Here is a 21,275-nt window from a genome sequence, read left to right as displayed (position 1 = left end):
GTTGGCCAGCCGGGGCCGTGGATGGCCTAAATGGTAAGGATGTGCACCCTTATTCCAAACTACTGAGAAATCATTTGCTTATATGCGCGTCTGGCATAAGCGCATTAAAATGTCGCATAGCCGAACAACTGCCAGGACGCTAATGAATCTCCACCAGCTGCGCTTTGTGCGCGAGGCCGTGCGCCAGAATTACAACCTCACTGATGCCGCAAAGGCCTTGTTCACTTCGCAACCCGGCGTGTCGAAAGCCATCATCGAGCTCGAGGAAGAGCTGGGGGTCGACATTTTCACCCGCCACGGCAAGCGCATCCGTGGCCTGACCGAACCGGGGCGGCTGGTGCTGCAGTCGGTCGAGCTGATCATGCAGGAGATCGACAGCCTCAAGCGCATCGGCAAGGAATTTGCCGCCCACGACAGCGGCAGCTTCACGATCGCCACCACCCACACCCAGGCGCGCTATACGTTGCCGAAGGTGGTGCAGGCATTCGCACAGAAATTCCCCAAGGTGCGGTTGTCGCTATTGCAAGGCAACCCCAAGCAGATCGCGGACATGGTCAAGAACGACCAGGCCGACCTCGCGATCGCGACCGAGTCGATCGCGGCCGTCGATGGCCTGATCACGCTGCCGTGCTACCAGTGGGAGCATATGGTGGTGGTGCCGCCCGACCACCCGCTGCTCAAGTCGAAGGCCGTGTCGCTGGAGGAGATATCACACTATCCGTTGATTACCTATGACAGCGCGTTCGCCGGACGCAGCAAGATCGACCATGCCTTCTCGCTGCGCGAACTCAAGCCCGACATCCTGCTCGAGGCGATCGACGCGGACGTGATCAAGACCTATGTGGAGCTGGGCATGGGCATCGGCATCATTGCCGGCATGGCATTCGACCCCGAGCGCGACCGCAACCTGCGTGCGATTCCAGTGGGGCAGCTATTCGGCATGAACGTTTCGCGGGTGGCGATCAAGCAAGGCGCCTACCTGCGCAGTTATATCTATACCTTTATTGAACTGCTGGCGCCGAGCCTGAACCGCAAAATGGTCGAATCGGCAATGCGCGGCGGCGAGAACTACGAGCTGTAAGGAACTACGATGATTGACGAACAAGGGGACGGCCGTCCGGTCGTACGGTATTACGCCGGACGCGGGGGCAGCATGGAACGTTACGAGGCGCCGGAACTACAAGAAGAACTGGCAATGCTGCGTAGCCTGGTGCAGCAGCAGCTGCGCAACCACGTGGTGCTGGAGCTGGCCTGCGGCGCCGGCTATTGGACCGAGGTGATCGCCGAAACCGCCGACACGGTGCTGGCGACCGACATCAACCCCGAGCTGATCGACTTGGCGCGCGAGCGCGACCTGCCGGGGACGGTCGATTGGGAGGTGTTGGACGCGCTCCAACTGCCGGAGAACATCGGCGATTTCACGGCGGTGTTCATCGGGTTCCTGTGGTCGCACCTTAAGCGCTCCGAACAGGAATTGCTGCTGGAGCTGCTGCGCACGCGGGTGGGCAAGGACGTGCTGCTGGTGCTGCTGGACGACGTGGCGGACGAGGACCAGACCGTGGCGCGCACCGACGCGGAAGGCAATACGTACCAGATCGTGACGGCGCCGGACGGCGAGCGCTTCGAGCTGCCGAAGAATTACCCGACCGACAGCACGCTGCGCAAACGGCTCACGCCGGCGGCGCGCGAGATCAAGATCAATCGGCTGGAGCATTACTGGCTGCTCACTTGCCGGCTGAAGTAGGGTGTGCAGCTTTGCTGCGCACGCGGTTCGCAAACGCTGCGTAGTGGAGCGAAAGCCGCAAGTCAGCATGCTGTGACCGCGTGCGCACGGGTCCTCGGCGGCCCCGCGCCCCCTACGATGTGTTATTGCCACGGACTTCGAGCAACTCGTAGGGTGTGCAGCTTTGCTGCGCACGCGGTTCGCGGACGCCGCGTAACGAAGCGGCATCCGCGAGTCAGCACGTCAGAACGAGTGGCGAACACCAACGTTGAACACCGACGGGTCGGCGCCCAGCTTGGTGGCCGGCGGGGCGATGCTGGTCGATGACGAGTTCAGGCCGAACGTGGCCAGGCTGTTGTTGTCCATCTTCGCGTAGGTCGTGTACAGGTTGGTGCGCTTGGACAGCGCATAGCTGTACGCCACCGCCCAGGCAGTGCCCTTGGCGCCCGTCTCGAGCTTGTTCTGCTGCAGGTTCACGAACACCTTGCCCGGACCGAAGCCCATGGCGGCGCCCAGGTTGTACTGGGTGAACTTGTTGTTCGTCCCTTCCGGATCGGCCACCATCCAGTTGCCCTTGATGTCGATGTCGCCGATCTTGTACGCGGCGCCCACTGCGTATTCCTTGTCGTCGCCGCCCGCCACCCGGGTGAACGTGTGGTAGCCGGCGCCGACATACAACGGACCGCTGGCGTATTCGGCCGCAACGCCTTTCAGGTCGCCGCTGGGACCGGAGGTCTTTTCACCAGCGGAGTAGGCGGCCAGGACCTTGAAGCCGGAGAACGAGTTGCTCTTGTAGTTGACCGAGTTGGACAGGCGGCGGGTCAGGCGGTTGGTGCCGAAGGCCGACAGGTTGCTGCCGTAGAAGCCCTGGCCGAAGACGTCCGATGCCGCTGCCACCGAAGCGATCGGCGAGTATTCGCGGCCGACCGTCAGGGCGCCGAAATCGCCTTCGAGGCCGACCACCGAGCGGCGGCCGAACAGGGCCGAGTCGCTGTTGCCGGTGTCGATCGATACGCCAGCCTCGATGTTGAACATCGCCTTCAGGCCGCCGCCGAGGTCTTCGGTGCCGCGGAACCCAATGCGGCTGCTGGACTGGTTGCCCGAGTTGATGACCGTGTGGCGGCCGTCGACGCCGTTGTTTTCCGACGCGATGGCGGCGTCCATGACGCCGTACGTCTGGACGTTGCTCGACTGTGCGGCTGCGAACAGGGGAACGGAAGCAAACAGGGCAGCTGCCAGGCGTTTGTAGTGCATGAGTCTCTCCAGGTGGGTTTCGATAAGATTTGAGCAATTGCTCTTAAGCAGCAAAGAGCTTATCGAACGAATATTTCGCCTTGATGACCTGAAAATGGTCGGAGAGAGATTGGGGAAAAGATTGATCGCCACTGCGAGCTGCGGCGGGTAAACATCGTAGGGGGCGCGCGGCCGGCGAGGACCTGTGCGCACGCGGTTCGCGAACGTAGCGTAGTGGAGCAGCAGCCGCAAGCCCGCATACGGTGACCGCGTGCGCACAGGTGCGCACCCTACGCCTTCGTTCCTCTTATTCGACCGTGTGCCCGCCCAGCGGCAGCACGATGTCGATCCGCGTGCCAGACGGATCGTCGGCGCTGATCGTGATCTCGCCATGCATCGCCCACACCCGCTCGCGCATGCCGATCAGTCCCAGCGACTCGGCTTTTTCCATATCTTCGGCGCGGATGCCGCGGCCGTCGTCGCGGATCGTGATCAACAGGTCGCCGTTGAGCCGGTCCAGGTTCAGCGTCACGTGGGTGGCGTTGGCGTGGCGCGCAATGTTGGTCAGCGCTTCCTGCACGATGCGAAAGATCGCGGTGCTGGCAGCGTCGTCCAGGCGCAGGTCCGCTTCGTCGGCATACAGCGCGCATGGAATGCCGTGGCGTTCGACGAAGTCGTCGCGCAGCCCCTGCAGCGCGAAGTACAAGCCGCCTTCGTCCAGCGCGCGCGGACGCAGGTTGGTCGCGATCCGGCGCAGCGAGGTGATCGCCGTGAGCAGGTTGTCTTCCATCCCTTTCATCAGGCGCAGGCTTTCGGGCGGGCTGCGCTCCGGCCGCTGCAGCAGGTTCAGGTCCATGCGCAGCGAGGCGAGGATCTGGCCCAGATCGTCGTGCAGCTCGCGCGCGATGTGGGTGCGCTCTTCCTCGCGGATGGTCTGCAGCGCGGCCGACAGCTGGCGCAGCTGGTTGTGCGAGCGCGCCAGCTTCTGCTGCACCATGTGCCGGTCCGACACGTCGCGCAGGATGATCGTGTAGAGCTGCTGGCCGTCCTGCTGGCTGCTCGAGATCGAGCCCTCGATCGGGAACAGCTCGCCGCTGCCGCGCACCCCGGTCACGGAATAGTCGGTGGCGCGGCGTCCGGCGCGGGTGTCGGTGTGGCGAAAAAAGTCGGGCGGGGTGTGGCCGACGCCGGCGGCGGCGCGGATGTAGTGCGACAGCGGCCGGCCCTGCATCTCGGTCACCGTGGTCGAGAACATGGCGGCCGCGGCCGGATTGGCCAGGACCACCACACTGTTCTCGTCGGCGGAGATGATCGCGTCGCTCGCGTTGTTCACGATTTCGCGGCTGTGCCTGACCAACGGCTCGGGAGCCGTGTCTGCCCTGGGGCGGCCGACCAAGGCGCCGGTCATGAGACCGAGCACGAACATGGCCGCGCCCCGGCTGCGCGAGCGGATAGTGCGCTTGTCTGTCATTCGGTAGCTTGCCGGTCAATCGCCCGCATGCGCGGGTCCGGCAGCTACCTTACGCGGTAGTGCGCTGGTGCAGGTTGAGGGCGGACAAGGAGCAGGTCCGCCCGGCTTACATTTGCTTAAACAAGTGCAGGAAACTGCGGCTCACTTCGAGTTTTTCCGGACGGCCCTTGACCATCACCAGATGGCGGCCGCGGATGTCGCGCGTGACGCCTTCGATCGCGTTCACGTTCACCAGCGTCGCGCGGTGGATCTGCCAGAACAGCGACGGGTCCAGTTCCTCGGCCAGGTCGCGCACGGGCTTACGGATCAGCGCCTCGAGCTTCTCGGTCTGCACGCAAGTGTATTTTTCGTCCGAGCGGAAGAACAGGATTTCCTCGACCGGGATCATGCGCAGGTCCTGGCCGATGCTGGCCTGGATCCATTGCAGGTATTTCGGCTTGGGCGCGGCGATCTTCTCGGCCAGTTGCGACAGCATGGCGGTGACGCTGTCGTTGACCGCCCCGTTTGGCTTGGCCAGGCGCTCCTTCAGGCGCTCGACCGTGAGCTGAAGGCGTTCGACTTCGGTCGGCTTCATGATGTAGTCGATCGCGCCGCGCTCGAAGGCCTCGACCGCGTACTGGTCGTAGGCGGTGACGAACACGATGTGGCTCTGGTTGCCGATCTCGCGCGCCGCCTCCATGCCGGTCTTGCCGGGCATGCGGATGTCCAGGAAGGTCAGGTCGGGCGTCAGTTGCGCCACCAGTTCGACCGCCTCGTCGCCATTTTTCGCCTCGCCGACGATTTCCAGTTCCGGCCACGCCTGGGACAGGCGCATGCGCAGCTGGTCGCGCATCAGTCTTTCGTCATCGGCAATAATCGCGGTCGGCATGGTTGTGTTCGCAAGTAGATTGAAGAGCAATAATTATTGAACGAACGGCGTTTCAAAGCAATAGAGCCGGCCCGATCACTTGGTGGGCGCCAGCTGGTAGGGCACCTCGATCGTCGCGATCACGCCGCTCGGGCTGTTGGCGCCGATGTGCAGCTGGGCGCAGTCGCCGTGCAGCAGTTTGAGGCGCTCGCGGATGTTGGTCAGGCCCAGGCCGGTGCCGTTGCTCGGCTTTACGCCAAAGCCGACGCCGTCATCGCGCACCGTTACCCGCAGCTTGTTGTGCGCGACCTCGGCGCTCACGCTCAGGGTGCCGCCTTCCGGCTTGGTCTCGAGGCCGTGCTTGATCGCGTTTTCGACCATCGACTGCAGCATCATCGGCGGAAAGGCGGCGCTGCGCAGCCCGTCGGGGATCTGCAGCTCGACCGTCAGGCGCTCCTCCATGCGCATCTTGAGCAGGTTCAGGTAGGCGCTCACCATGTCGACCTCGCGCCCGAGGTTGGTCACAAGCGTGGTGTCGCGCATCTGGGGCAGCACCGCGCGCAGGTACTGGATCAGGCTGCGCTGCATGGCCGAGGCGCGCGGCGGATTGGTTTCGATCAGGTGCTCCACCGAGGCGAGCGTGTTGAACAAAAAGTGCGGTTCGACCTGGGCCTGCATCATCTGCATCTTGGCTTCGGACAGCTGGCGCTGCATCGATTCGCGCTCGGCGGCGGCATTGGCGCTTTGCGTCTGCATCTCGGCGCGCTTCTTGCCGCCGACCAGGGCCTTGGTGCCGAACAGGGTGATGATCAGCAGCCAGACGAAGCTGGTGAACCAGGTTGACGCCTGCTTGTGGTAGCGGGTGGCCTTTTCCTCGGCGGCGTCGTTGACCGCCGCCTCGATCGCGTTGGACAACTCCTCGCCAATTTGTGGCGGCAGGTCGATGTGCACCTCGTCCGCAGGGCCCGGGCGGGCAGCTTTATCCGCCGGGGTCGCCGGTGTTGCAGGTGATGCCGGTGTTGCAGGTGTCGCCGGCTCGGCCGGCTCGGCCGGTTCGGGAAGCGCGACGCTGGCTCCGGAATGCGGCTTGGTCCGCGGGTTGAAGTGGATGCCGCTGTCGTCGATCACGATGCTGGGCTGGTCGCGGCGCGACGGCCGGCGTTCGGTGCGGATGCTGTCGGCCTCGGACGGGTTGGAGAACAGCTCTTCCTGCAGGATCGAGCCGGCGATCAGGGTCAGGGCGGCGAACAGGAAGAATTTCCACCAAGACAACTGAGTCACCCAGGTCGCCACGGCGTCGAAGCCGCGGTACAGCGCGGAAAGGATGCTCGAAAAAACATGCGGGGTAGAATGTCGTGCTTCCATGGTGACTTGCCTGTTCTCAATTCGATCTGCAACCGCCGAGTGTAACCGGTTGACCTGGTTGTCGGCGGCGAAAATGTTTGTTCGCCGCAACATGACTGTTGGGATGATGCAACCTGACTGTCCAGGACGCCAGCCGTTTGCGACAGTCTGCAAGAACCGGGGGCTGGACTGCATGAGTCAGTTGTTGCGGAGCAAACCGGCGTTCAAAAACTGTAAATTTGCAAATTTGCACGGTATCATGGGGAAACGCTCTGGCTGCGCCAGCCCAAAATTCATTCAAATGAAAGGGTGTGCCGATGTCTGCCGTACCAAACAAATTCCGCCTCGTGACCCGCAGCGACTTCGACGGGCTGGTGTGCGCGGTGCTGCTCAAGCACCTCGACATGATCGACGACATCCTGTTCGTCCACCCCAAGGACATGCAGGACGGGAAGATTGCGATCACCAACCGGGACATCACGACCAACCTGCCGTATGTTGCCGGTGCGCATCTGGCATTCGATCACCACCTGTCGGAGACGATCCGCAACAGCGGCAAGCGCGAGAACCACGTGATCAATCCGGCTGCGCCCTCGGCCGCCCGGGTGGTCTACGACTATTACGGCGGCGCGTCCGCCTTCCCGGCGGCGTGGAAGGAAATGATGGCCGCGGTCGACAAGGGCGACGCGGCGCAGTTCACGCGCGCCGAAGTGCTCGACCCCAAGGGCTGGAACCTGCTGAACTTCCTGATGGACGCGCGCACCGGGCTGGGGCGTTTCCACAATTTCCGCATTTCCAATTACCAGCTGATGATGGACCTGATCGATTACTGCAAGAGCCACACGATCGAGCAGATCATGGAACTGCCGGACGTGCGCGAGCGCACCACGCTGTACTTCGAGCACAGCAATCGCTGCAAGGAACAGATCCTGCGCTGCGCCCGGGTGCACAAGAACCTGGTGGTGCTGGACCTGCGCGACGAGCAAACGATTTTTGCCGGCAACCGCTTCATCATCTATGCCCTGTTCCCGGAGACAAATATCTCCATCCACGTGCTGTGGGGCCTGAAGAACCAGAACACGGTGTTCGCGACCGGCAAATCGATTCTGAACCGGACGTCGCGGACCAACATCGGCGCGCTGATGCTGGAATACGGCGGGGGCGGGCACGAGAACGCGGGGACCTGCCAGGTCTCGAACGACATGGCCGAGGACGTGCTGGGGGCGCTGATTCAGCGTATTACCAGCGAAGGGTGATGGCCGGTTAGCCTGCCGGAGGCGTAGAGGCGTAGAGGCATAGAGGCGTAGGGTGCGCACCTGTGCGCACGCGGTACGGTTGAGCACAGTTGGCTCCCGCGTGTGCGAACGCCGGAGGCGCTGCAGCGTTTCGCGCTATCGGTCCGCTCGATCCGCGTGCGCACAGGTGCGCACCCTACGGGACACGTTCCGGACTTCGGCAGCGCCAGTCACGCCAAATGCCGCTCACGCAGCAAGCGCTCCGCCGCCTCCCGGTTCAGCGGTTCGCTGAACCACAGTCCCTGGATTTCATCGCACCCGTTATTGCGCAGGAAGTCGGCCTGGGCGCGCGTCTCGACCGCCTCGCCGACCACCGCCATGTTCAGGTTGTGGCCAATGTTGATCAGCGTTTTCGCGAATGCGCTGCCGCCGTTGCCGATCGCGCGCACGGCTGACTTGGCGATCTTGACGTGATCCGGCGCCAGTTCCTGCAGGTAGGAGATGTCGGACATGCCCTTGCCGAATTCGTCCAGCCACAGCGGCAGGCCGAGTGAGCGCAACTGCGCCGCCACGTCGCGTCCCAGGCCGGGGTTGCGGATCAGGCCTTCCTCGCCCAATTCAATCTGCAGGCAGCCGGCCGGCAGGCCGAAGCGGGCCAGGCGTTCGGCGATGCCCAGGGCAAAGTCATGCTGCGAGTACTCGCGCGGCGACACGTTGACCGACACTGACAGGTTGCCAAAGCCGGCCTTGTACAGGCCGTGCAGGAAGGCGCACACCTGGTCGAGCACACGGTTGCCGATCTGTATGATGGTCCCGTTTTCCTCGGCTTCGTGCAGGAAGGCGGACGGCAGCAAGGTGCCGCTTTCGGGATGGCGCCAGCGCAGCAGCGCCTCGAAGCCGAGCACGAGTCCGCTGTGCGCATCGATGCGCGGTTGGTAGAGCAGGAACAGTTCGTCGCGTTCGAGCGCCTCGCGCATGGCGATTTCGAGCTTGTGCTTGGCTTCGGTGGTGGACTTCATGTCGTTCGAGAAGAAGTGCACCTCGTTGCGGCCGGTCGCCTTGGCGTGGTACATCGCCACGTCCGCCGCGCGGATCAGCTCGGCAACCGCGGCGCCGTCGTGCGGGTACACCGCCACCCCCAGGCTGGCGCCCACCGGAATCTCGGCGCGGTCCAGCGCGACCGGCATGACGAGGGCTTCGCGCACGCGCTCGATCATGCGCAGCGTGAAGCGCAGCGAGGGCTGGTTGACCAGCACCAGCACGAACTCGTCGCCGGACAGCCGGGCCACCGTGTCGCTGTCGCGCACCGACGCCTGCAGGCGCTTGGCGACCACCTTGAGCACCACGTCGCCGGCCTCGTGGCCGAAGGTGTCGTTGATGGTCTTGAAGTTGTTCAGGTCGATGAGCACGGTGGCGACCAGCGACTTGTGGCGCTGCGCCAGGTGCAGCGCGTGCTCCAGCCGGTCCCACAGCAGGTTGCGGTTGGCCAGGCCGGTGAGCGAGTCGTGGTTGACTTCGTGTTCGAGGTGGGCGGTGCGCTGCTTGGTGGCGGTCACGTCATTGATCACGCCGATGAAGTGGGTGACCTTGCCGCTGTCGTCCTGAACCGGCGTGATGTTCAGGTCGTTCCAGAACACGTCGCCGTTCTTGCGCAGGTTGCGAAACACCACGTTGACCGGGCGCCGCTCGTTGATGGCACTACGCACCTGGGCGCGTTCGTTGGCGTCCAGCCCGGGAGCGGCCATGAAGCGGCAATCGCGCCCGGTGACCTCGGCCGTGCTGTAGCCGGTGATGCGCTCGAACGCCGGATTCACGTACTCGATCGGATTGTCCTTGCCTTCGCAGCGGGTGATCACGATGCCGTTGCTGGCCGCATGCAGCGCCCGCTCGCGCAGCCGCAGCCGCTGTTCCTGCACCCGTTGCTCGGTGATGTCCACGCCCAGCCCGAACAGGTAATCGGCGCCGCGGCAGATGATGCGCGAGCCGCACAGCACCATGGGCGTTTCGCGCCCGCTCTTGCTGACCACGTCGGCCTGGATCTTGACCTCGGCGCCTTCGTCGAATACCTGGCGGATCATTTCCGCAATCAGTGGCCGCTGCGCGAAGTCGAACATGTCCAGCGGGTTGCTCGCCGCAATCTCGTCGGGCGTCATTTCCTGCTGCAGTTCCAGGTTGTGGTTCCACAGCACAAAGCGTCGTTCGCGGTTGAGCGCATAGAACGTACCGGGAAACATTTCCATCACCCTGGCGAGCGGGATGCGGCCGACCTGGGCCGATTCCAGCGTCGCGCTTTCGAGGACGGTGGTCAGGTAGACGACGCTGCCACGCAAGCTCCCGTCCAGGGCGTGTTGGGCGGACAGCCCGAGCACCGCACTGAGCTTGCTGCCGTTCGCGCCGTTCAGGATAACGTCCAGTCCTTCTCCGTGTGCCTGGGTGGCGAGATCGGCCCACCGGTCGGCCCAGTCGTGGACGCCGTTGTCAGCCAGGAGAACGCCGAACGGTTGGCCGATGATCTGGCCGGCGGATAGACCGAACAGGTTCTCACAGCCTTCGTTCCAGGTGCGGATATTGCCGGCCTCGTCGGTCAGGAACGCGGCGCGGGTGACCGGCTCGGGATGGAGCATGTTTAATCCTCGCAATCTGTGCCCGTCTATTGGACTATCTGGTGGGAATCGCGTTCCTTCGACTCGACAAAAAACAGGCCATGTGGGTGCATCATTTGGCCCGTGCGAACCCTGCGGACAAAAAAAATGGCCACGGTGCGACCGTGGCCAGGATTGCGGAAGGGCGTCAGTTACGCCAGCGCCAGTTCCTCTTTGGGAGGCAGCGCGATCTCGTTGTTCACGCTGAACTGGTAGTCCTTGAACACGTGTTCGGCGGACAGGATCTGGTAGCTGCCATCGGCCAGCTTGTGCGTCGTGTCCTTCAGGCGATAGGTGGTGGAGCCGCAGGTCCAGCAGTTGAAGTTGCGCATGTGCGTGCACAGGCAGGTCTTGTCCGTCACCACCACGTTCTTTTCGCCCGGATGCGCCAGCACTTCACGGTTGTACGAATTGATGTAGGCGCAGTTGCCGGTCGCGTCGAGCAGGTAGCCGTAGGATTCGCAGCCCGGGCGAATGCCGGAGCCGATCGCCGGGGTGTTCTTCAGCATGCGCATCGGATAACCGGTCGGCGAAACGCCGTTGACGATGATGTCTTCCTCGCTGGCCTTGAAGTATTCCTGCTTGACGCTGTCGGGCAGGCCGCACTCGTGGGTCACGGTAAAGCGCGTTGCCACTTGGACGCCGCCAGCGCCTTTTTCCAGGAAGCTCACCGCATCGCTGCCGGTGAACACGCCGCCGGCCGCGATCAGGGGAATGTCCAGTTCTTCGGCGCGCAAGAAGGCATGGATCTCGTCCATGATCGTGTGCAGGTCGTATTCGGCCCAGTCCATCCCGAAGCCGAGGTGGCCACCGGCGAGCGGACCTTCGACGATCACGTAGTCGGGCTTGCGGTTAAGCTTGGACACTTTGCGCAGGAATAGCTGCAGCGCGCGCACCGACGACACAATGATGCCGAGCTTGGCGTCGCGGAAGCGTGCATGGTCCTTGATCAGCTCGAACGAACCAAGGTGCAGGCCGGCCGACAGCGTAATGCCGTCGATGCCCGCGTCCAGCGCCGACGCCAGGCGCGTGCGCAGGGTTTCCTTGGGCGCGTTCATGGTCAGCTTTTCCATGCAGTTCACGAAGATCAGGCCATCGCCTTTCTTCGCTTCCATGGTGGCGCCGACGTGCAGGCGGGTCGCTTCGGCCAGACGGTCCAGGTCGAACTGGACCACCGACTTGTCCATGTTGTTGATGTTGAACTTGTAGAGCTTGGTCTTGTCCTTGACGAAGGTGGTGTCGAACTTGCGGTCCGACACGTCAGGCACCATGGCGTCCGAGATGTGCCCAATGCCGCCCAGGCGGGCCGCTTCGAGTGCCAGCTCGGAGGTCGAGATGTCCACGCCCATTCCGCCGATCATGATGGGCACATATTCCTTGTTGCCCAAACGCAGGCGGAAATCATCAACACGTTTCATTGCTATCCTTAAACTACGGTTCTACTTGTCGCTGCCAACCGCTTTTTCGAGGGGCTCAATTCTACCCCAAGGCGGGCACCGAGAGACATGGTTGTTGCTCCCGATACCACACCACCTGCTTAATCGCGGAAATTGTTGAATTGGAGAGGCAAGTCCTTCACCTCCTTGCGCATCAGTGCCATCGCTTCCTGCAGGTCGTCGCGGTTCTTGCCGGTCACGCGCACGGCCTCGCCCTGGATGCTGGCCTGGACCTTCATCTTGCTTTCCTTGATCAGCTTGGTGATCTTCTTGGCGTCCTCGGTCTCGATGCCGTTACGCACCTTGATCACCTGCTTGACCTTGTCGCCGCCGATCTTCTCGACCTTGCCTTCGTCAAGGAAGCGCACGTCGACCTGGCGCTTGGTCATCTTGTTGACCAGCACGTCGCGCACCTGGTTGAGTTGGAAATCGGAATCGGCGAACACCGTCAGCTCGCGCTCTTTCTGTTCGACCTTGGCCGAGCTGCCCTTGAAATCGAAACGGGTGCCGATTTCCTTGTTCGACTGCTCGACCGCGTTCTTCACTTCGACCATGTCTGCTTCGCAGACCACATCAAACGATGGCATGTCGGTTTCCTTTATCTTGCTTGTTACGAAATGCCGGTATTTTAACGGACAACGGCGGTGCAGGCGCCTGCATTTTTGCCGGGCGGACTCAGGTTTGCCACTATAATCGTCCGAAAACCGCTTGATTCGTATGCAGCCGATATTGCCCATCCTCCACGACTTCCCGCTCCAGTCCCTTAACACCTTCGGCATTGCCGCCCGTGCGCGCCACTACCTGCGCGTGACCGACGGCGCGCAACTGGCGGCCGCCTGCGCCGACCCGGCACTGGCAGCGCTGCCGCGCCTGGTGCTGGGCGGCGGCAGCAACCTGTTGTTTACCCGCGACTTCGACGGCCTGGTGCTGCACATGGCGCTGGCCGGGCGTGCGATCGTCGGCCAGCTTGACGGCGCCACGCTGGTGCGCGCCCAGGCGGGCGAAAACTGGCACGGGTTCGTGCAGTGGACTTTGGCGCAGGGGCTCGGGGGACTGGAAAACCTGTCGCTCATTCCCGGCACCGTGGGCGCCGCGCCGATCCAGAACATCGGGGCCTACGGCGCGGAGATCAAGGACGTGTTCCATTCGCTGACCGCGTTCGACATGGCCAGCGGCGAGCTGCGCACGCTGGGCGCGGCCGAGTGCCGCTTCGGCTACCGCGACAGCCTGTTCAAGCACCCGGAGGGTGCGCGCCTGGTGGTGCTGGACGTGACCTTTGCGCTGCCCCGCGATTGGCAGCCGAACGTGCGCTATGCCGAGCTGGCGCAGGCACTTATCGAGGCGGGCATCGGTGCGCCCACGCCGCGCCAGGTCAGCGACGCGGTGGTCGCGATCCGTCAGCGCAAGCTGCCCGATCCGGCCGTTATCGGCAATGCCGGGAGCTTTTTCAAGAATCCGGTGGTCTCAGGCGAACAGTGCGAACGGTTGCTGGCAGCGTTCCCGGATCTGGTGCACCATCGGCAGCCCGACGGCAGCGAGAAGCTGGCCGCCGGCTGGCTGATCGACCGCTGCGGCTGGAAGGGCAGGAGCATGGGGGCGGCCGGGGTGTATCCGAAGCAGGCGCTGGTGCTGGTGAACAACGGCGGCGCGCGCGGGGAAGATGTGGTGCAGTTGGCGCGGGCGATCCAGGCGGACGTGGCACAGCGCTATGGCGTGCAGTTGGAGCCCGAGCCGGTTTTCATCTGATTTGAAAGGCGCTGCCACCGTTAGCTGGGGCGTAACCTGAATCACCAGTTATAGATTGCACGTCGTTCCCGCGCAGGCGGGAACCTATGCTGAGCGTCATTTCACGCTGCCTATGGGTCCCCGCGTGCGCGGGGACGACGGTTTTTGGGCTAACTATTGTTGTGACGTGGGGAAGCGAGATGAAAGCGATCGTGACTGGCCATACCCGGGGGCTGGGTGCGGCAATCGCCGGCGAACTGCTGGGCCGCGGCGTGCCGGTGCTGGGCCTGGCGCGCGGCCGCGCCGATGAATTGGCGGCGCGTTACCCGGGGTTGCTCGAACAGGTCGAGCTCGACCTTGCGGACAGCGCGCAACTGGCGGCATGGCTCGGGAGCGGCGCGCTGGCGGGCTACCTGGGCGGCGAGTATCAGGTGGCGCTGGTGAACAACGCCGGCGTCGTGAGCCCGATCGGCCCGCTGAGTGACCATGACCCGCTGGCCGTGATGCGCGCCGTGGTGCTCAACGTGGCGGCGCCGCTGGCGCTGGCGGCCGCCGTGGTGCGCGCCACCCCGCACGCTGAGCGGCGCATCCTGCACATCTCCAGCGGTGCCGGACGCAGCGCCTATCCCGGCTGGAGCGTGTATTGCGCCACCAAGGCCGCGCTCGACCAGCATGCCCGGGCCAGCGCGCTGGATGGCGACCCGGCAGTGCGCATCTGCAGCCTGGCGCCGGGCGTGATCGACACCGGCATGCAGGCCGAGATCCGCGCCACGCCCGAGGCGCGCTTTCCGATGCGCGAGCGCTTCGTGCAGATGAAGGCGCTGGGCGCGCTGGCCGATGCGCATGTCACCGCCGGCATCATCATCGATTACCTGCTGGACGCCAGCTTCGGCGAGCAGCCGGTGGACGACCTGCGCGACCGTTCCGGTTAATCGGATTCGCCCGCGACCACCCGGTTGCGGCCGCCTTCCTTGGCCGCGTACAGCGCCTTGTCGGCGAGGGCCACCAGCTCTTCCGGCCGATTGTGCGCGGCGGGCGCCATGCTGGCCACGCCCACGCTCATCGTGACGATCCCGGACTTGGCCCCCGGGTGTTCGAGTGCGAGCTGTTCCAGTTGCGCGCGACAGGCGTGCGCCACCTGCAGCGCGCCGTCAAGCGTGGTATCGGGCAGCACGATCACGAACTCCTCGCCGCCGTAGCGCGCCGCCAGGTCGGCCGGGCGCTTGAGCTGCCCGGTCAGCACCGCGGCCACTTTTTTCAGGCACAGGTCGCCCGCCTGGTGGCCGAGGCTGTCGTTGTACAACTTGAAGTGGTCGACGTCGCACATCATCAGCGAAATCGGCTTTTTCGCGCGGCGTGCGCGCATCCACTCGCCGTCCAGCACTTCGTCGAAGCGGCGCCGGTTGGCGATGCCGGTCAGGCCGTCGAGCGCGGCCAGCCGGCGCAGCTCGACGTTGGCGCGCTCCAGCTCTTCCTGGCTTTCGCGCAGGCGCAAAAACGCTTCGTCGCGCTGCAGCCGGCTGACATAGCCGGCCGAGTGGTAGCGCAGGCGCGCCAGCAGTTCCAGCTGGTCCGGCAGCTTGACCAGATAGTCGTTGGCGCCGGTCGCAAAGCCGTGCGCCTTGAGCTTGGGCTCCTCCTTGGACGACAGCACGATCACCGGCACATCGCGCAGCGCCTCATCCTCGCGGTAGCCGCGGATCACCTGGAAGCCATCCGTGCCGGGCACCACCAGGTCCTGCAGGATCACGGTCGGGCGCAACTGCAGCGCGGTGGCGTGCGCCTTGGAGGCGTCGGTCACGTAGTGGAATTCGATGTCGGGCTGGCCGGCGAGCATGCGCCGGACCGCCTCGACGATGATGGGCTGGTCGTCCACCAGCAGTACGCGCACGGTCGCGTCGTGGTCCTGCTGGCCGATAGTCATTGAGGGTTCGTGCATGGTCGTCAATGGATTGGTCAGGAAGCGGGCGGCTTGGCGCCGGGGGGACTAGTGTCCTGAATTGCAGATTCGTTGAATAAATATGGCGAGAATCAAGCTGATACTGCGTCACAAATGCGCGCAAGGCCTCGGCCTTGCTGTGCTTTGTTCCTTGTCTCAGCTTGATTTCGCCACATTTATTTTTCAACGAATCTGCAATTCAGAACACTAGAGTGTAGCGCGGATCAGGGCATTAATGTTGCCCAATGACAAAATTCTCTCGGCCGCCCCAAGCTCGGCGGCGGCGCGCGGCATGCCGTAGACGGTGCTGCTGGCTTCGTTCTGGGCGATCGTCGCCTTGCCGGCCCGGCGCAGCGCGAGCAGGCCCGCAGCGCCGTCGCGCCCCATCCCGGTCAGCAGCACGCCGGTGGCCGCGCCCGGCCAGTGCGCGGCCACCGACTGGAAGAAGATATCGATCGACGGACGGTAGACCAGGTGGCGCGGCTCAATGGTGTAACGCAGGCAGTGGTCGTGCGCCAGCCACAAATGGTCGTTGGTGTGCGCGATCTGCACCGCCCCGCCCAAGAGCGGCGCGCCGTCGGTGATGGTGCAAACCGGCGCCGGCAGCTGCTTGCCGAGCCAGTTGGCCAGCTGGCCGGCGAAGTTGGCATCGATGTGCTGCACCACCACCACCGCGACCTCGGGCGGCGGCCGCCAGTCGGCCAGCATTTTGGCCAGCGCCACCGGGCCGCCGGTGGAGGCGCCGACCGCCACCAGATGGCGCACTGCGCCGGGCGCTGCCGCCGGCTCGGCCGGGCGGCCGGCAATCAGCTTGGCGATGGTGCGGATCTTCGCCAGCAGCGCGGCGCCGCCGTCTTCCGCACAGGCCAGCGGGGTCGCGGTCACGTCGAGGGCGCCCGCGCCAAGCGCGCGGAACACCTGGCCGACACTATCCTGCGGTCGCGCGGTCACCACCAGGATGGCGCACGGCGCCTCGCGCATGATGCGGCGCGTCGCCTCCACGCCATCGGCCTGGGGCATGTCCAGGTCCATCAGCACCAGCTCGGGCCGGTCTTCATGGCACAGGCGCAGCGCCTCCAGGCCGTCACGTGCGATCCATGCCACCTCGTGCGCGCCGGCCAGCACGCGCTGCAGCGCATCAAGCGCGCCTGGCGCGGCGTTGGCGATCCCGATCCTCATTTTTCGGGACCGCCCACCAGGTCGCGCACGGCATCGAGCAGCGTCGCGTCATGGAAGTTGCCCTTGGCCAGATAGTAGTCGGCGCCGGCGTCCAGGCCGCGCACCCGGTCTTCATGCCGGTCCTTGTACGAGACCACCATCACCGGCAACTGGCGCAGGCGCGGGTCGGCACGCACCAGGCTCACCAGTTCGATGCCGTCCATGCGCGGCATGTCGATGTCGGTGACCAGCAGGTCGTAGTCGCCGGCGCGCAGCGTGTTCCAGCCGTCCACGCCGTCCAGCGCCACGTCGACCAGGTAGCCGGCGCCCGCCAGCAGCTTGCGCTCCATTTCGCGCACTGTCAGCGAGTCGTCGACCACCAGCACCCGGCGCCGCGGCTGCTCTTGCGCTCCGCCCTCGGCGGCAACCTGGCGCAGCGCGCCCTGGCCTGCCAGCCGGGCGATCGAGACCAGCAGGTCGGGCACGTCCAGGATCAGCACCGGAGCGCCGTCATCCAACAGACTGGCGGCGGCGATGTCGCGCAGCTTGCCGAAGGTCGGCTCGAGCGCCTGCACGATCAGGCTCTGTTCGCCGCGCACCGCGTCGACCGCCAGCGCATAGCGTTCGCGCCCGGCGCCGATTACGACCAGCGACAGCTCGGGCGCCACCGGTGCGGCGGGAAGGTCGAGCACATCCGCCGCCGCGACCACCGCGACGTGCGCTCCTTCGTGTTCGAAGTACTGGCTGCCGCCCATCGTGCGCAGCCTTGATTGCGGCAGCTTGAGCACGCGTTCGACGCGCGCGATGGGCAGCGCGTACGGTTCGCCGGCAATGTCGACCACCAGCGCGCGCAGGATCGACTGGGTCAGGGGCAGGGTGATCAGGGTGCGGAACGCGCGGCCCGGTTCGGATTCCACGCGCACGCTGCCGTTCTGCGCGCGCACCACGTCATGCACCAGGTCCAGGCCCACGCCGCGCCCGGACAGTTCGTTCGCGCTTTCTTTGAGCGAAAAGCCGGGCAGCAGCAGGAATTCCATCAGCTCGGCGTCGCTCAAAGCCTCCGAGATGCCGGGCGGCGCCAGCCCGCGCCCGGCCACCACCTGCCGGATGCGCTGCGGGTCGACGCCGCGGCCGTCATCGTGCAGCTCGATCGACAGCATGCCGCCGTGGTGGCGCGCCGCCAGCCGGATCGTGCCCTGCGCCGGCTTGCCGGCCGCGATCCGCTCTTCAACGCTTTCCAGCCCGTGGTCGATCGCATTGCGCAGCAGTTGGTTGAGCGGACTTTCGATCGCGGCCAGCGTGTCGCGGTCGACCAGCGTATCGGCGCCTTCCAGCACCAGTTGCGCCTGTTTGCCCAGGCTGCGCGCCAGGTCGCGCACCATGCGCGCGAACCCGCGCAGGCCGTCGCCGAAACGGCACATGCGCAGCGCCAGCACCTCGTCCACCAGCCGGGTGGCGGTGGAAAAGGCGCGCCGCTCGTAGTTGTCGACTTCCGTGATGTAGCGGTGCAGGGCCTGCTTGATCGGCTGGGCGCCGGCCAGCAGCTGCGCCGACTGTTCCATCAGCTGTGCGTTGCCGCTGGCGATGATCGCCTCGTGCAGCCGTTCGTAACCTTGCAGCAGGTGGGCCTGCTGGCGCTTGAAGCGCTGCAGTGAGGCGATCCAGGGCTCCAGTTGGTACACGTGCAGGCGCGCCTGGCTGGCAAGGGCCAGCAGTTCGTGCGACACCTGCGGCGGCCCCGCAGGCGCGGGTGCGGTTGCAGGCACAGGAACGGGGGCCGGTGGCGCGGGCGCAGGCGCGGCGCTGCCGGGCGTGCGAATCGCCTCGATCGCGGCGTCGATGGCAGGCGCGTTTGCCGCCAGCCAGTGCGGCACGCCGGCCTCAGTCACCTGCGCCAGGCGCACCATCAGGTCCACGCCTGCCAGCAGTGCATCGACCGGAGCGGCGCCGGTGCCGCCCTGGCGCTGCAGCGCCACGAATGCGTCCTCCATGCAGTGCGCGAGCTTTACCATCGGTTCCAGCCCGACGATCGCGGCCGCGCCCTTGACCGAGTGGGCGGCGCGCATCAGCGCGTCGAGCACTGCCGCGTCGGCCTCCCCGCGTTCGAGTGCCAACAGGCCGTCGGACAGCAAACGCGCCTGGCTTTCGCTCTCCATGCGGAACAGGTCGAGCATGGAGAACTGGCTGAAGTCCTGGTCCTGGTTCATCGCAGCAGGCTTGTCAGGTGGTGGGCCAGGCGGTCGGCGTCGAGCAGGCCGGCCGGCATCGAGGGCAGCGGCAGCACGCCGCGGAAGTAGTCGGCCTCGCGCCGCTCGACGCTGGCGGCGGGCGACAGCAGGGCATCAAAGCAGTAGCGCTCAACTCCGTGCAGTTCGGCCACCGGCAGCGCGAATGTCTGGCCGTGAGCTTCCACCACCAGTAGGCGCGCGAACTGGTGTCGGCCGCGAATGTCCGGCGTCTGCCGCTCGTCGATGCCGAGCAGCTCGGCGAGCGACACGGCCGGGGCCAGCCGCCCGCCGATGTTGACGATACCGAGCAGGGCGCGGGCGGTGCGATGCGGGATGCGGTGTACCGGCGCCAGTGGCGCGACCGAGTGCACCACCGGGGTGGGCAACGCCAGCCACTCCGGCCCGACGCGAAACACCAGCGCCGACGCGTCCCTGATTTCTTCAGTTTCCTGCGACACGCGCAGCCGGTCCGCCCATTCGGCGCGATAGCCTGGTTCGACTGGCCGCTGCAAGCTGCGCTCGGCCGCCAGAACGTAGGTGGGGCAATTGCGGCAGTGGACGTGGCGTTCGAGTTCCGGGCAGCTACGGTCGCCGCTCACGCCGATGTGGCTCCAGCAGTCTTCCTGCAGCAGGTGCAAAGGCATCGTCATGCGGCCACGCTCATGCGGTCGTCGAACACCCGGGCCGCACGCGCACGAAAGCTGCGTGCGCGCACGCCGTCGCCGCTCTGCTCGGCCAGCAGCGCCAGGCTGCACAGGGCTTCGTAATGATCCGGTTGCAGGTAGAGGCAGCGCCGCCAGTTGCGCAATGCCGCCTCGCTGTCGCCCTGGCATTCGCTCACCATGCCAAGCACGAAATACGCGCCGGCGCAGGCCGGATCGGCTGCCAGCAGCGCCTGGCAGCTGCGGGTCGCCGCCGGAAAATCGCCGCTGTTCGCCTGGAACTGGGCGAGCGACAGCAACTTGTCCGTCCCCGGGCGTTGCAGCGCGCGGCCGCTTGGCCGTTGCACAGGCCTGTCGTGGCGCCAGGATGGGGGCGTGCTGCGCCTGGGGGCGACGCCGGCGGCGGACGCCGCCTGCTTTTGCAGGGCGAACGCGCCCGGCAAAGCCAGCGACATGAAACCGCGGCGTGCGTACGCCGGCACTTCGGCGTAGCCGGCAAACAGGATGCCGTCGTCGGCCAGCAGGGTCCGCAGCGCGCCGATCGCCCGCGTGGTGGTGGCGTCGTCGAAATAGATCAGCAGGTTACGGCAGAGCAGCACGTCGTAGCGGCCCGCGTTGGCGGCCAGGTCCAGTTCGAACAGGTTGGCCTGGCTGAATTGGACCATTGCCCGGATGTCGGGGTTGAGCACATATTCCTGGCCCTCGGCCTTGAAGTGGCGGTCGCGAAAACCCAGGTGCTGGCTACGGAACGCGTTGCGCGTGTAGCGGGCGGCGCGGGCGCGCGCGATCGCGGCAGCCGAGATGTCCATGCCTTCGATGCGGCAGGCGCCGGGCGCAATGCCAGCATCGCGCAAGGCCATCGCCACCGAATACGGCTCCTCGCCGCCGGCGCATGGCAGCGACAGGATGCGCGGCGCGCGTTCTGGGCGCTCGGCCAGGCGGCGGCGGACAAACGCGGCGACCGCATTGAACGCCTCCGAGTCGCGGAACATCCACGACTCGGGCACCACCACGTGTTCGATCAGCTCTTGCAGTTCGGCGCCGCTAAGGCGCGCGAGGTAGTCGCGCCGCGTCTTCAGGCCGAGCGCGCCCATGCGCCCGCGCACAGCGCGTTCGACCGATGCCGAATCCAGGTCCAGGCCCGTGGTACGGTACAGCAGCTTGCGCGGCATTATTCCTGCTCCTCGCCAGAGAACAGCAGGGCGCGCACGTCGGGTGTGAGCAGTGCAGCTGGTTCGACCAGCTGCAGCATGCCCCCGTTGCTGCTGGCGACCTGGCCAAGGAAAGGCGCCGCCGCGACGCCGCTGTCGGCCAGGCTGGCCACGGGCACCTCGGCCACGCCGCTGACGTGTTCGGCCTTCAGCCCGAGCAGACGCGTGCTGCCGTCGTCCAGCCGATAGTCGACCAGGAGGATACGGGTGTCGTAACACACCGCATCCGGCGCCAGGCCGGCCAGCCGCGACAGGTCGATCACAGGCACCGGCTGGCCGGCCAGATCAAGAAGTCCGCGCACGCAGTCCGGGGCGCCCGGCAGCGCCTTGAGCTGCGCCACCGGCAGGACGCGCACGATTGCCGCCAGCGGCAGTCCGTAGCGCTCGCGCCCGATGTGAAACACCAATACCTTCATCGGCC

The 21,275-nt window shown here is 65.5% G+C and carries 18 protein-coding genes; 5 read left to right on the top strand and 13 right to left on the bottom strand.

The features are described from left to right. Positions 1-142: 142 nt before the first annotated feature. Both E4O92_RS02725 and E4O92_RS02720 read left to right on the top strand, forming a co-directional pair. On the top strand, positions 143-1,081 hold the full coding sequence (locus E4O92_RS02725) for a CysB family HTH-type transcriptional regulator (RefSeq protein WP_135188216.1): 939 nt from the start codon (positions 143-145) through the stop codon (positions 1,079-1,081). A gap of 9 nt (positions 1,082-1,090) precedes the next feature. Beyond that, positions 1,091-1,744, top strand: coding sequence for a class I SAM-dependent methyltransferase (locus E4O92_RS02720; RefSeq protein WP_135188215.1), 654 nt, complete (start codon positions 1,091-1,093; stop codon positions 1,742-1,744). A 222-nt stretch (positions 1,745-1,966) separates the two neighbouring features. Here E4O92_RS02720 and E4O92_RS02715 read toward each other — a convergent pair whose 3' ends face one another. The 4 genes from E4O92_RS02715 to E4O92_RS02700 form a co-directional block, all read right to left on the bottom strand. After that, the gene (locus E4O92_RS02715; RefSeq protein ID WP_135188214.1) at positions 1,967-2,977 is read right to left on the bottom strand and encodes a porin; all 1,011 of its coding nucleotides are present in this window, start codon (positions 2,975-2,977) and stop codon (positions 1,967-1,969) included. A gap of 286 nt (positions 2,978-3,263) precedes the next feature. Then, positions 3,264-4,427: a PAS domain-containing sensor histidine kinase gene (locus E4O92_RS02710; protein WP_135188213.1), complete on the bottom strand. Its 1,164-nt coding sequence runs from the start codon at positions 4,425-4,427 to the stop codon at positions 3,264-3,266. A gap of 106 nt (positions 4,428-4,533) precedes the next feature. Further along, positions 4,534-5,295, bottom strand: a complete 762-nt coding sequence (locus E4O92_RS02705) for a LytR/AlgR family response regulator transcription factor (protein WP_135188212.1) — start codon at positions 5,293-5,295, stop codon at positions 4,534-4,536. Between the two features lie 75 nt (positions 5,296-5,370). Next, positions 5,371-6,639 carry a sensor histidine kinase gene (locus tag E4O92_RS02700; RefSeq protein ID WP_135188211.1) on the bottom strand — a complete coding sequence of 423 codons (1,269 nt, stop codon included), beginning with the start codon at positions 6,637-6,639 and terminating at the stop codon, positions 5,371-5,373. A gap of 296 nt (positions 6,640-6,935) precedes the next feature. Between E4O92_RS02700 and E4O92_RS02695 the strand changes: the two genes are divergently transcribed. Beyond that, positions 6,936-7,874 (top strand): exopolyphosphatase, encoded by a 939-nt coding sequence (locus E4O92_RS02695; RefSeq protein WP_135188210.1) that lies wholly within the window; start codon positions 6,936-6,938, stop codon positions 7,872-7,874. A gap of 209 nt (positions 7,875-8,083) precedes the next feature. On the opposite strand, the gene E4O92_RS02690 is transcribed toward E4O92_RS02695, so the two are convergent. The 3 genes from E4O92_RS02690 to E4O92_RS02680 form a co-directional block, all read right to left on the bottom strand. Further along, on the bottom strand, positions 8,084-10,477 hold the full coding sequence (locus E4O92_RS02690) for a sensor domain-containing protein (protein WP_135188209.1): 2,394 nt from the start codon (positions 10,475-10,477) through the stop codon (positions 8,084-8,086). Positions 10,478-10,647: 170 nt separating this feature from the next. Further along, positions 10,648-11,913, bottom strand: coding sequence for a nitronate monooxygenase (locus E4O92_RS02685; RefSeq protein WP_135188208.1), 1,266 nt, complete (start codon positions 11,911-11,913; stop codon positions 10,648-10,650). A 119-nt stretch (positions 11,914-12,032) separates the two neighbouring features. Continuing rightward, entirely contained in the window at positions 12,033-12,518 is a 486-nt protein-coding gene (locus E4O92_RS02680) for a YajQ family cyclic di-GMP-binding protein (RefSeq protein WP_135188207.1), read from the bottom strand. 130 nt (positions 12,519-12,648) lie between these two features. Here E4O92_RS02680 and murB point away from each other — a divergent pair, with 130 nt between their 5' ends. Then, positions 12,649-13,677, top strand: coding sequence for a UDP-N-acetylmuramate dehydrogenase (gene murB, locus E4O92_RS02675; protein WP_135188206.1), 1,029 nt, complete (start codon positions 12,649-12,651; stop codon positions 13,675-13,677). A gap of 179 nt (positions 13,678-13,856) precedes the next feature. Continuing rightward, the gene (locus tag E4O92_RS02670) at positions 13,857-14,588 is read left to right on the top strand and encodes an SDR family oxidoreductase (protein WP_135188205.1); all 732 of its coding nucleotides are present in this window, start codon (positions 13,857-13,859) and stop codon (positions 14,586-14,588) included. On the opposite strand, the gene E4O92_RS02665 is transcribed toward E4O92_RS02670, so the two are convergent. The 6 genes from E4O92_RS02665 to E4O92_RS02640 form a co-directional block, all read right to left on the bottom strand. After that, positions 14,585-15,580 (bottom strand): diguanylate cyclase, encoded by a 996-nt coding sequence (locus E4O92_RS02665; RefSeq protein WP_229482973.1) that lies wholly within the window; start codon positions 15,578-15,580, stop codon positions 14,585-14,587. The genes E4O92_RS02670 and E4O92_RS02665 overlap by 4 nt on opposite strands. Before the next feature lie 222 nt (positions 15,581-15,802). After that, positions 15,803-16,774, bottom strand: coding sequence for a chemotaxis-specific protein-glutamate methyltransferase CheB (gene cheB / locus E4O92_RS02660; RefSeq protein WP_135188203.1), 972 nt, complete (start codon positions 16,772-16,774; stop codon positions 15,803-15,805). Further along, complete coding sequence (locus E4O92_RS02655) at positions 16,771-18,960, bottom strand: hybrid sensor histidine kinase/response regulator (RefSeq protein ID WP_135188202.1); 2,190 nt, start codon at positions 18,958-18,960, stop codon at positions 16,771-16,773. Before E4O92_RS02655 ends, cheB begins: the two co-directional genes overlap by 4 nt. After that, positions 18,957-19,631: a chemotaxis protein CheW gene (locus tag E4O92_RS02650; RefSeq protein ID WP_135188201.1), complete on the bottom strand. Its 675-nt coding sequence runs from the start codon at positions 19,629-19,631 to the stop codon at positions 18,957-18,959. Before E4O92_RS02650 ends, E4O92_RS02655 begins: the two co-directional genes overlap by 4 nt. Beyond that, entirely contained in the window at positions 19,628-20,815 is a 1,188-nt protein-coding gene (locus tag E4O92_RS02645; protein ID WP_229482971.1) for a CheR family methyltransferase, read from the bottom strand. Before E4O92_RS02645 ends, E4O92_RS02650 begins: the two co-directional genes overlap by 4 nt. Beyond that, positions 20,815-21,270, bottom strand: coding sequence for a chemotaxis protein CheW (locus E4O92_RS02640; RefSeq protein WP_135188200.1), 456 nt, complete (start codon positions 21,268-21,270; stop codon positions 20,815-20,817). Before E4O92_RS02640 ends, E4O92_RS02645 begins: the two co-directional genes overlap by 1 nt. Between the last annotated feature and the right edge of the window lie 5 nt (positions 21,271-21,275).

This window comes from Massilia horti (genome assembly GCF_004614195.1).
Taxonomy (GTDB): Bacteria; Pseudomonadota; Gammaproteobacteria; order Burkholderiales; family Burkholderiaceae_D; genus Telluria; species Telluria horti.
This window is presented reverse-complemented; position numbering and strand designations above follow the sequence as displayed.

Bases quoted from the DNA above. Each gene is read 5' to 3' on its own strand.
- E4O92_RS02710 (WP_135188213.1), bottom strand. From the start codon at position 4,427: ATGACAGACAAGCGCACTATCCGCTCGCGCAGCCGGGGCGCGGCCATG.
- E4O92_RS02720 (WP_135188215.1), top strand. From the start codon at position 1,091: ATGATTGACGAACAAGGGGACGGCCGTCCGGTCGTACGGTATTACGCC.
- E4O92_RS02695 (WP_135188210.1), top strand. From the start codon at position 6,936: ATGTCTGCCGTACCAAACAAATTCCGCCTCGTGACCCGCAGCGACTTC.
- E4O92_RS02700 (WP_135188211.1), bottom strand. From the start codon at position 6,639: ATGGAAGCACGACATTCTACCCCGCATGTTTTTTCGAGCATCCTTTCC.
- E4O92_RS02670 (WP_135188205.1), top strand. From the start codon at position 13,857: ATGAAAGCGATCGTGACTGGCCATACCCGGGGGCTGGGTGCGGCAATC.
- E4O92_RS02725 (WP_135188216.1), top strand. From the start codon at position 143: ATGAATCTCCACCAGCTGCGCTTTGTGCGCGAGGCCGTGCGCCAGAAT.
- E4O92_RS02685 (WP_135188208.1), bottom strand. From the start codon at position 11,913: ATGAAACGTGTTGATGATTTCCGCCTGCGTTTGGGCAACAAGGAATAT.
- E4O92_RS02640 (WP_135188200.1), bottom strand. From the start codon at position 21,270: ATGAAGGTATTGGTGTTTCACATCGGGCGCGAGCGCTACGGACTGCCG.
- E4O92_RS02655 (WP_135188202.1), bottom strand. From the start codon at position 18,960: ATGAACCAGGACCAGGACTTCAGCCAGTTCTCCATGCTCGACCTGTTC.
- E4O92_RS02680 (WP_135188207.1), bottom strand. From the start codon at position 12,518: ATGCCATCGTTTGATGTGGTCTGCGAAGCAGACATGGTCGAAGTGAAG.
- E4O92_RS02690 (WP_135188209.1), bottom strand. From the start codon at position 10,477: ATGCTCCATCCCGAGCCGGTCACCCGCGCCGCGTTCCTGACCGACGAG.
- E4O92_RS02665 (WP_229482973.1), bottom strand. From the start codon at position 15,580: ATGACTATCGGCCAGCAGGACCACGACGCGACCGTGCGCGTACTGCTG.
- E4O92_RS02715 (WP_135188214.1), bottom strand. From the start codon at position 2,977: ATGCACTACAAACGCCTGGCAGCTGCCCTGTTTGCTTCCGTTCCCCTG.
- E4O92_RS02645 (WP_229482971.1), bottom strand. From the start codon at position 20,815: ATGCCGCGCAAGCTGCTGTACCGTACCACGGGCCTGGACCTGGATTCG.
- E4O92_RS02705 (WP_135188212.1), bottom strand. From the start codon at position 5,295: ATGCCGACCGCGATTATTGCCGATGACGAAAGACTGATGCGCGACCAG.
- cheB (WP_135188203.1), bottom strand. From the start codon at position 16,774: ATGAGGATCGGGATCGCCAACGCCGCGCCAGGCGCGCTTGATGCGCTG.
- murB (WP_135188206.1), top strand. From the start codon at position 12,649: ATGCAGCCGATATTGCCCATCCTCCACGACTTCCCGCTCCAGTCCCTT.
- E4O92_RS02650 (WP_135188201.1), bottom strand. From the start codon at position 19,631: ATGACGATGCCTTTGCACCTGCTGCAGGAAGACTGCTGGAGCCACATC.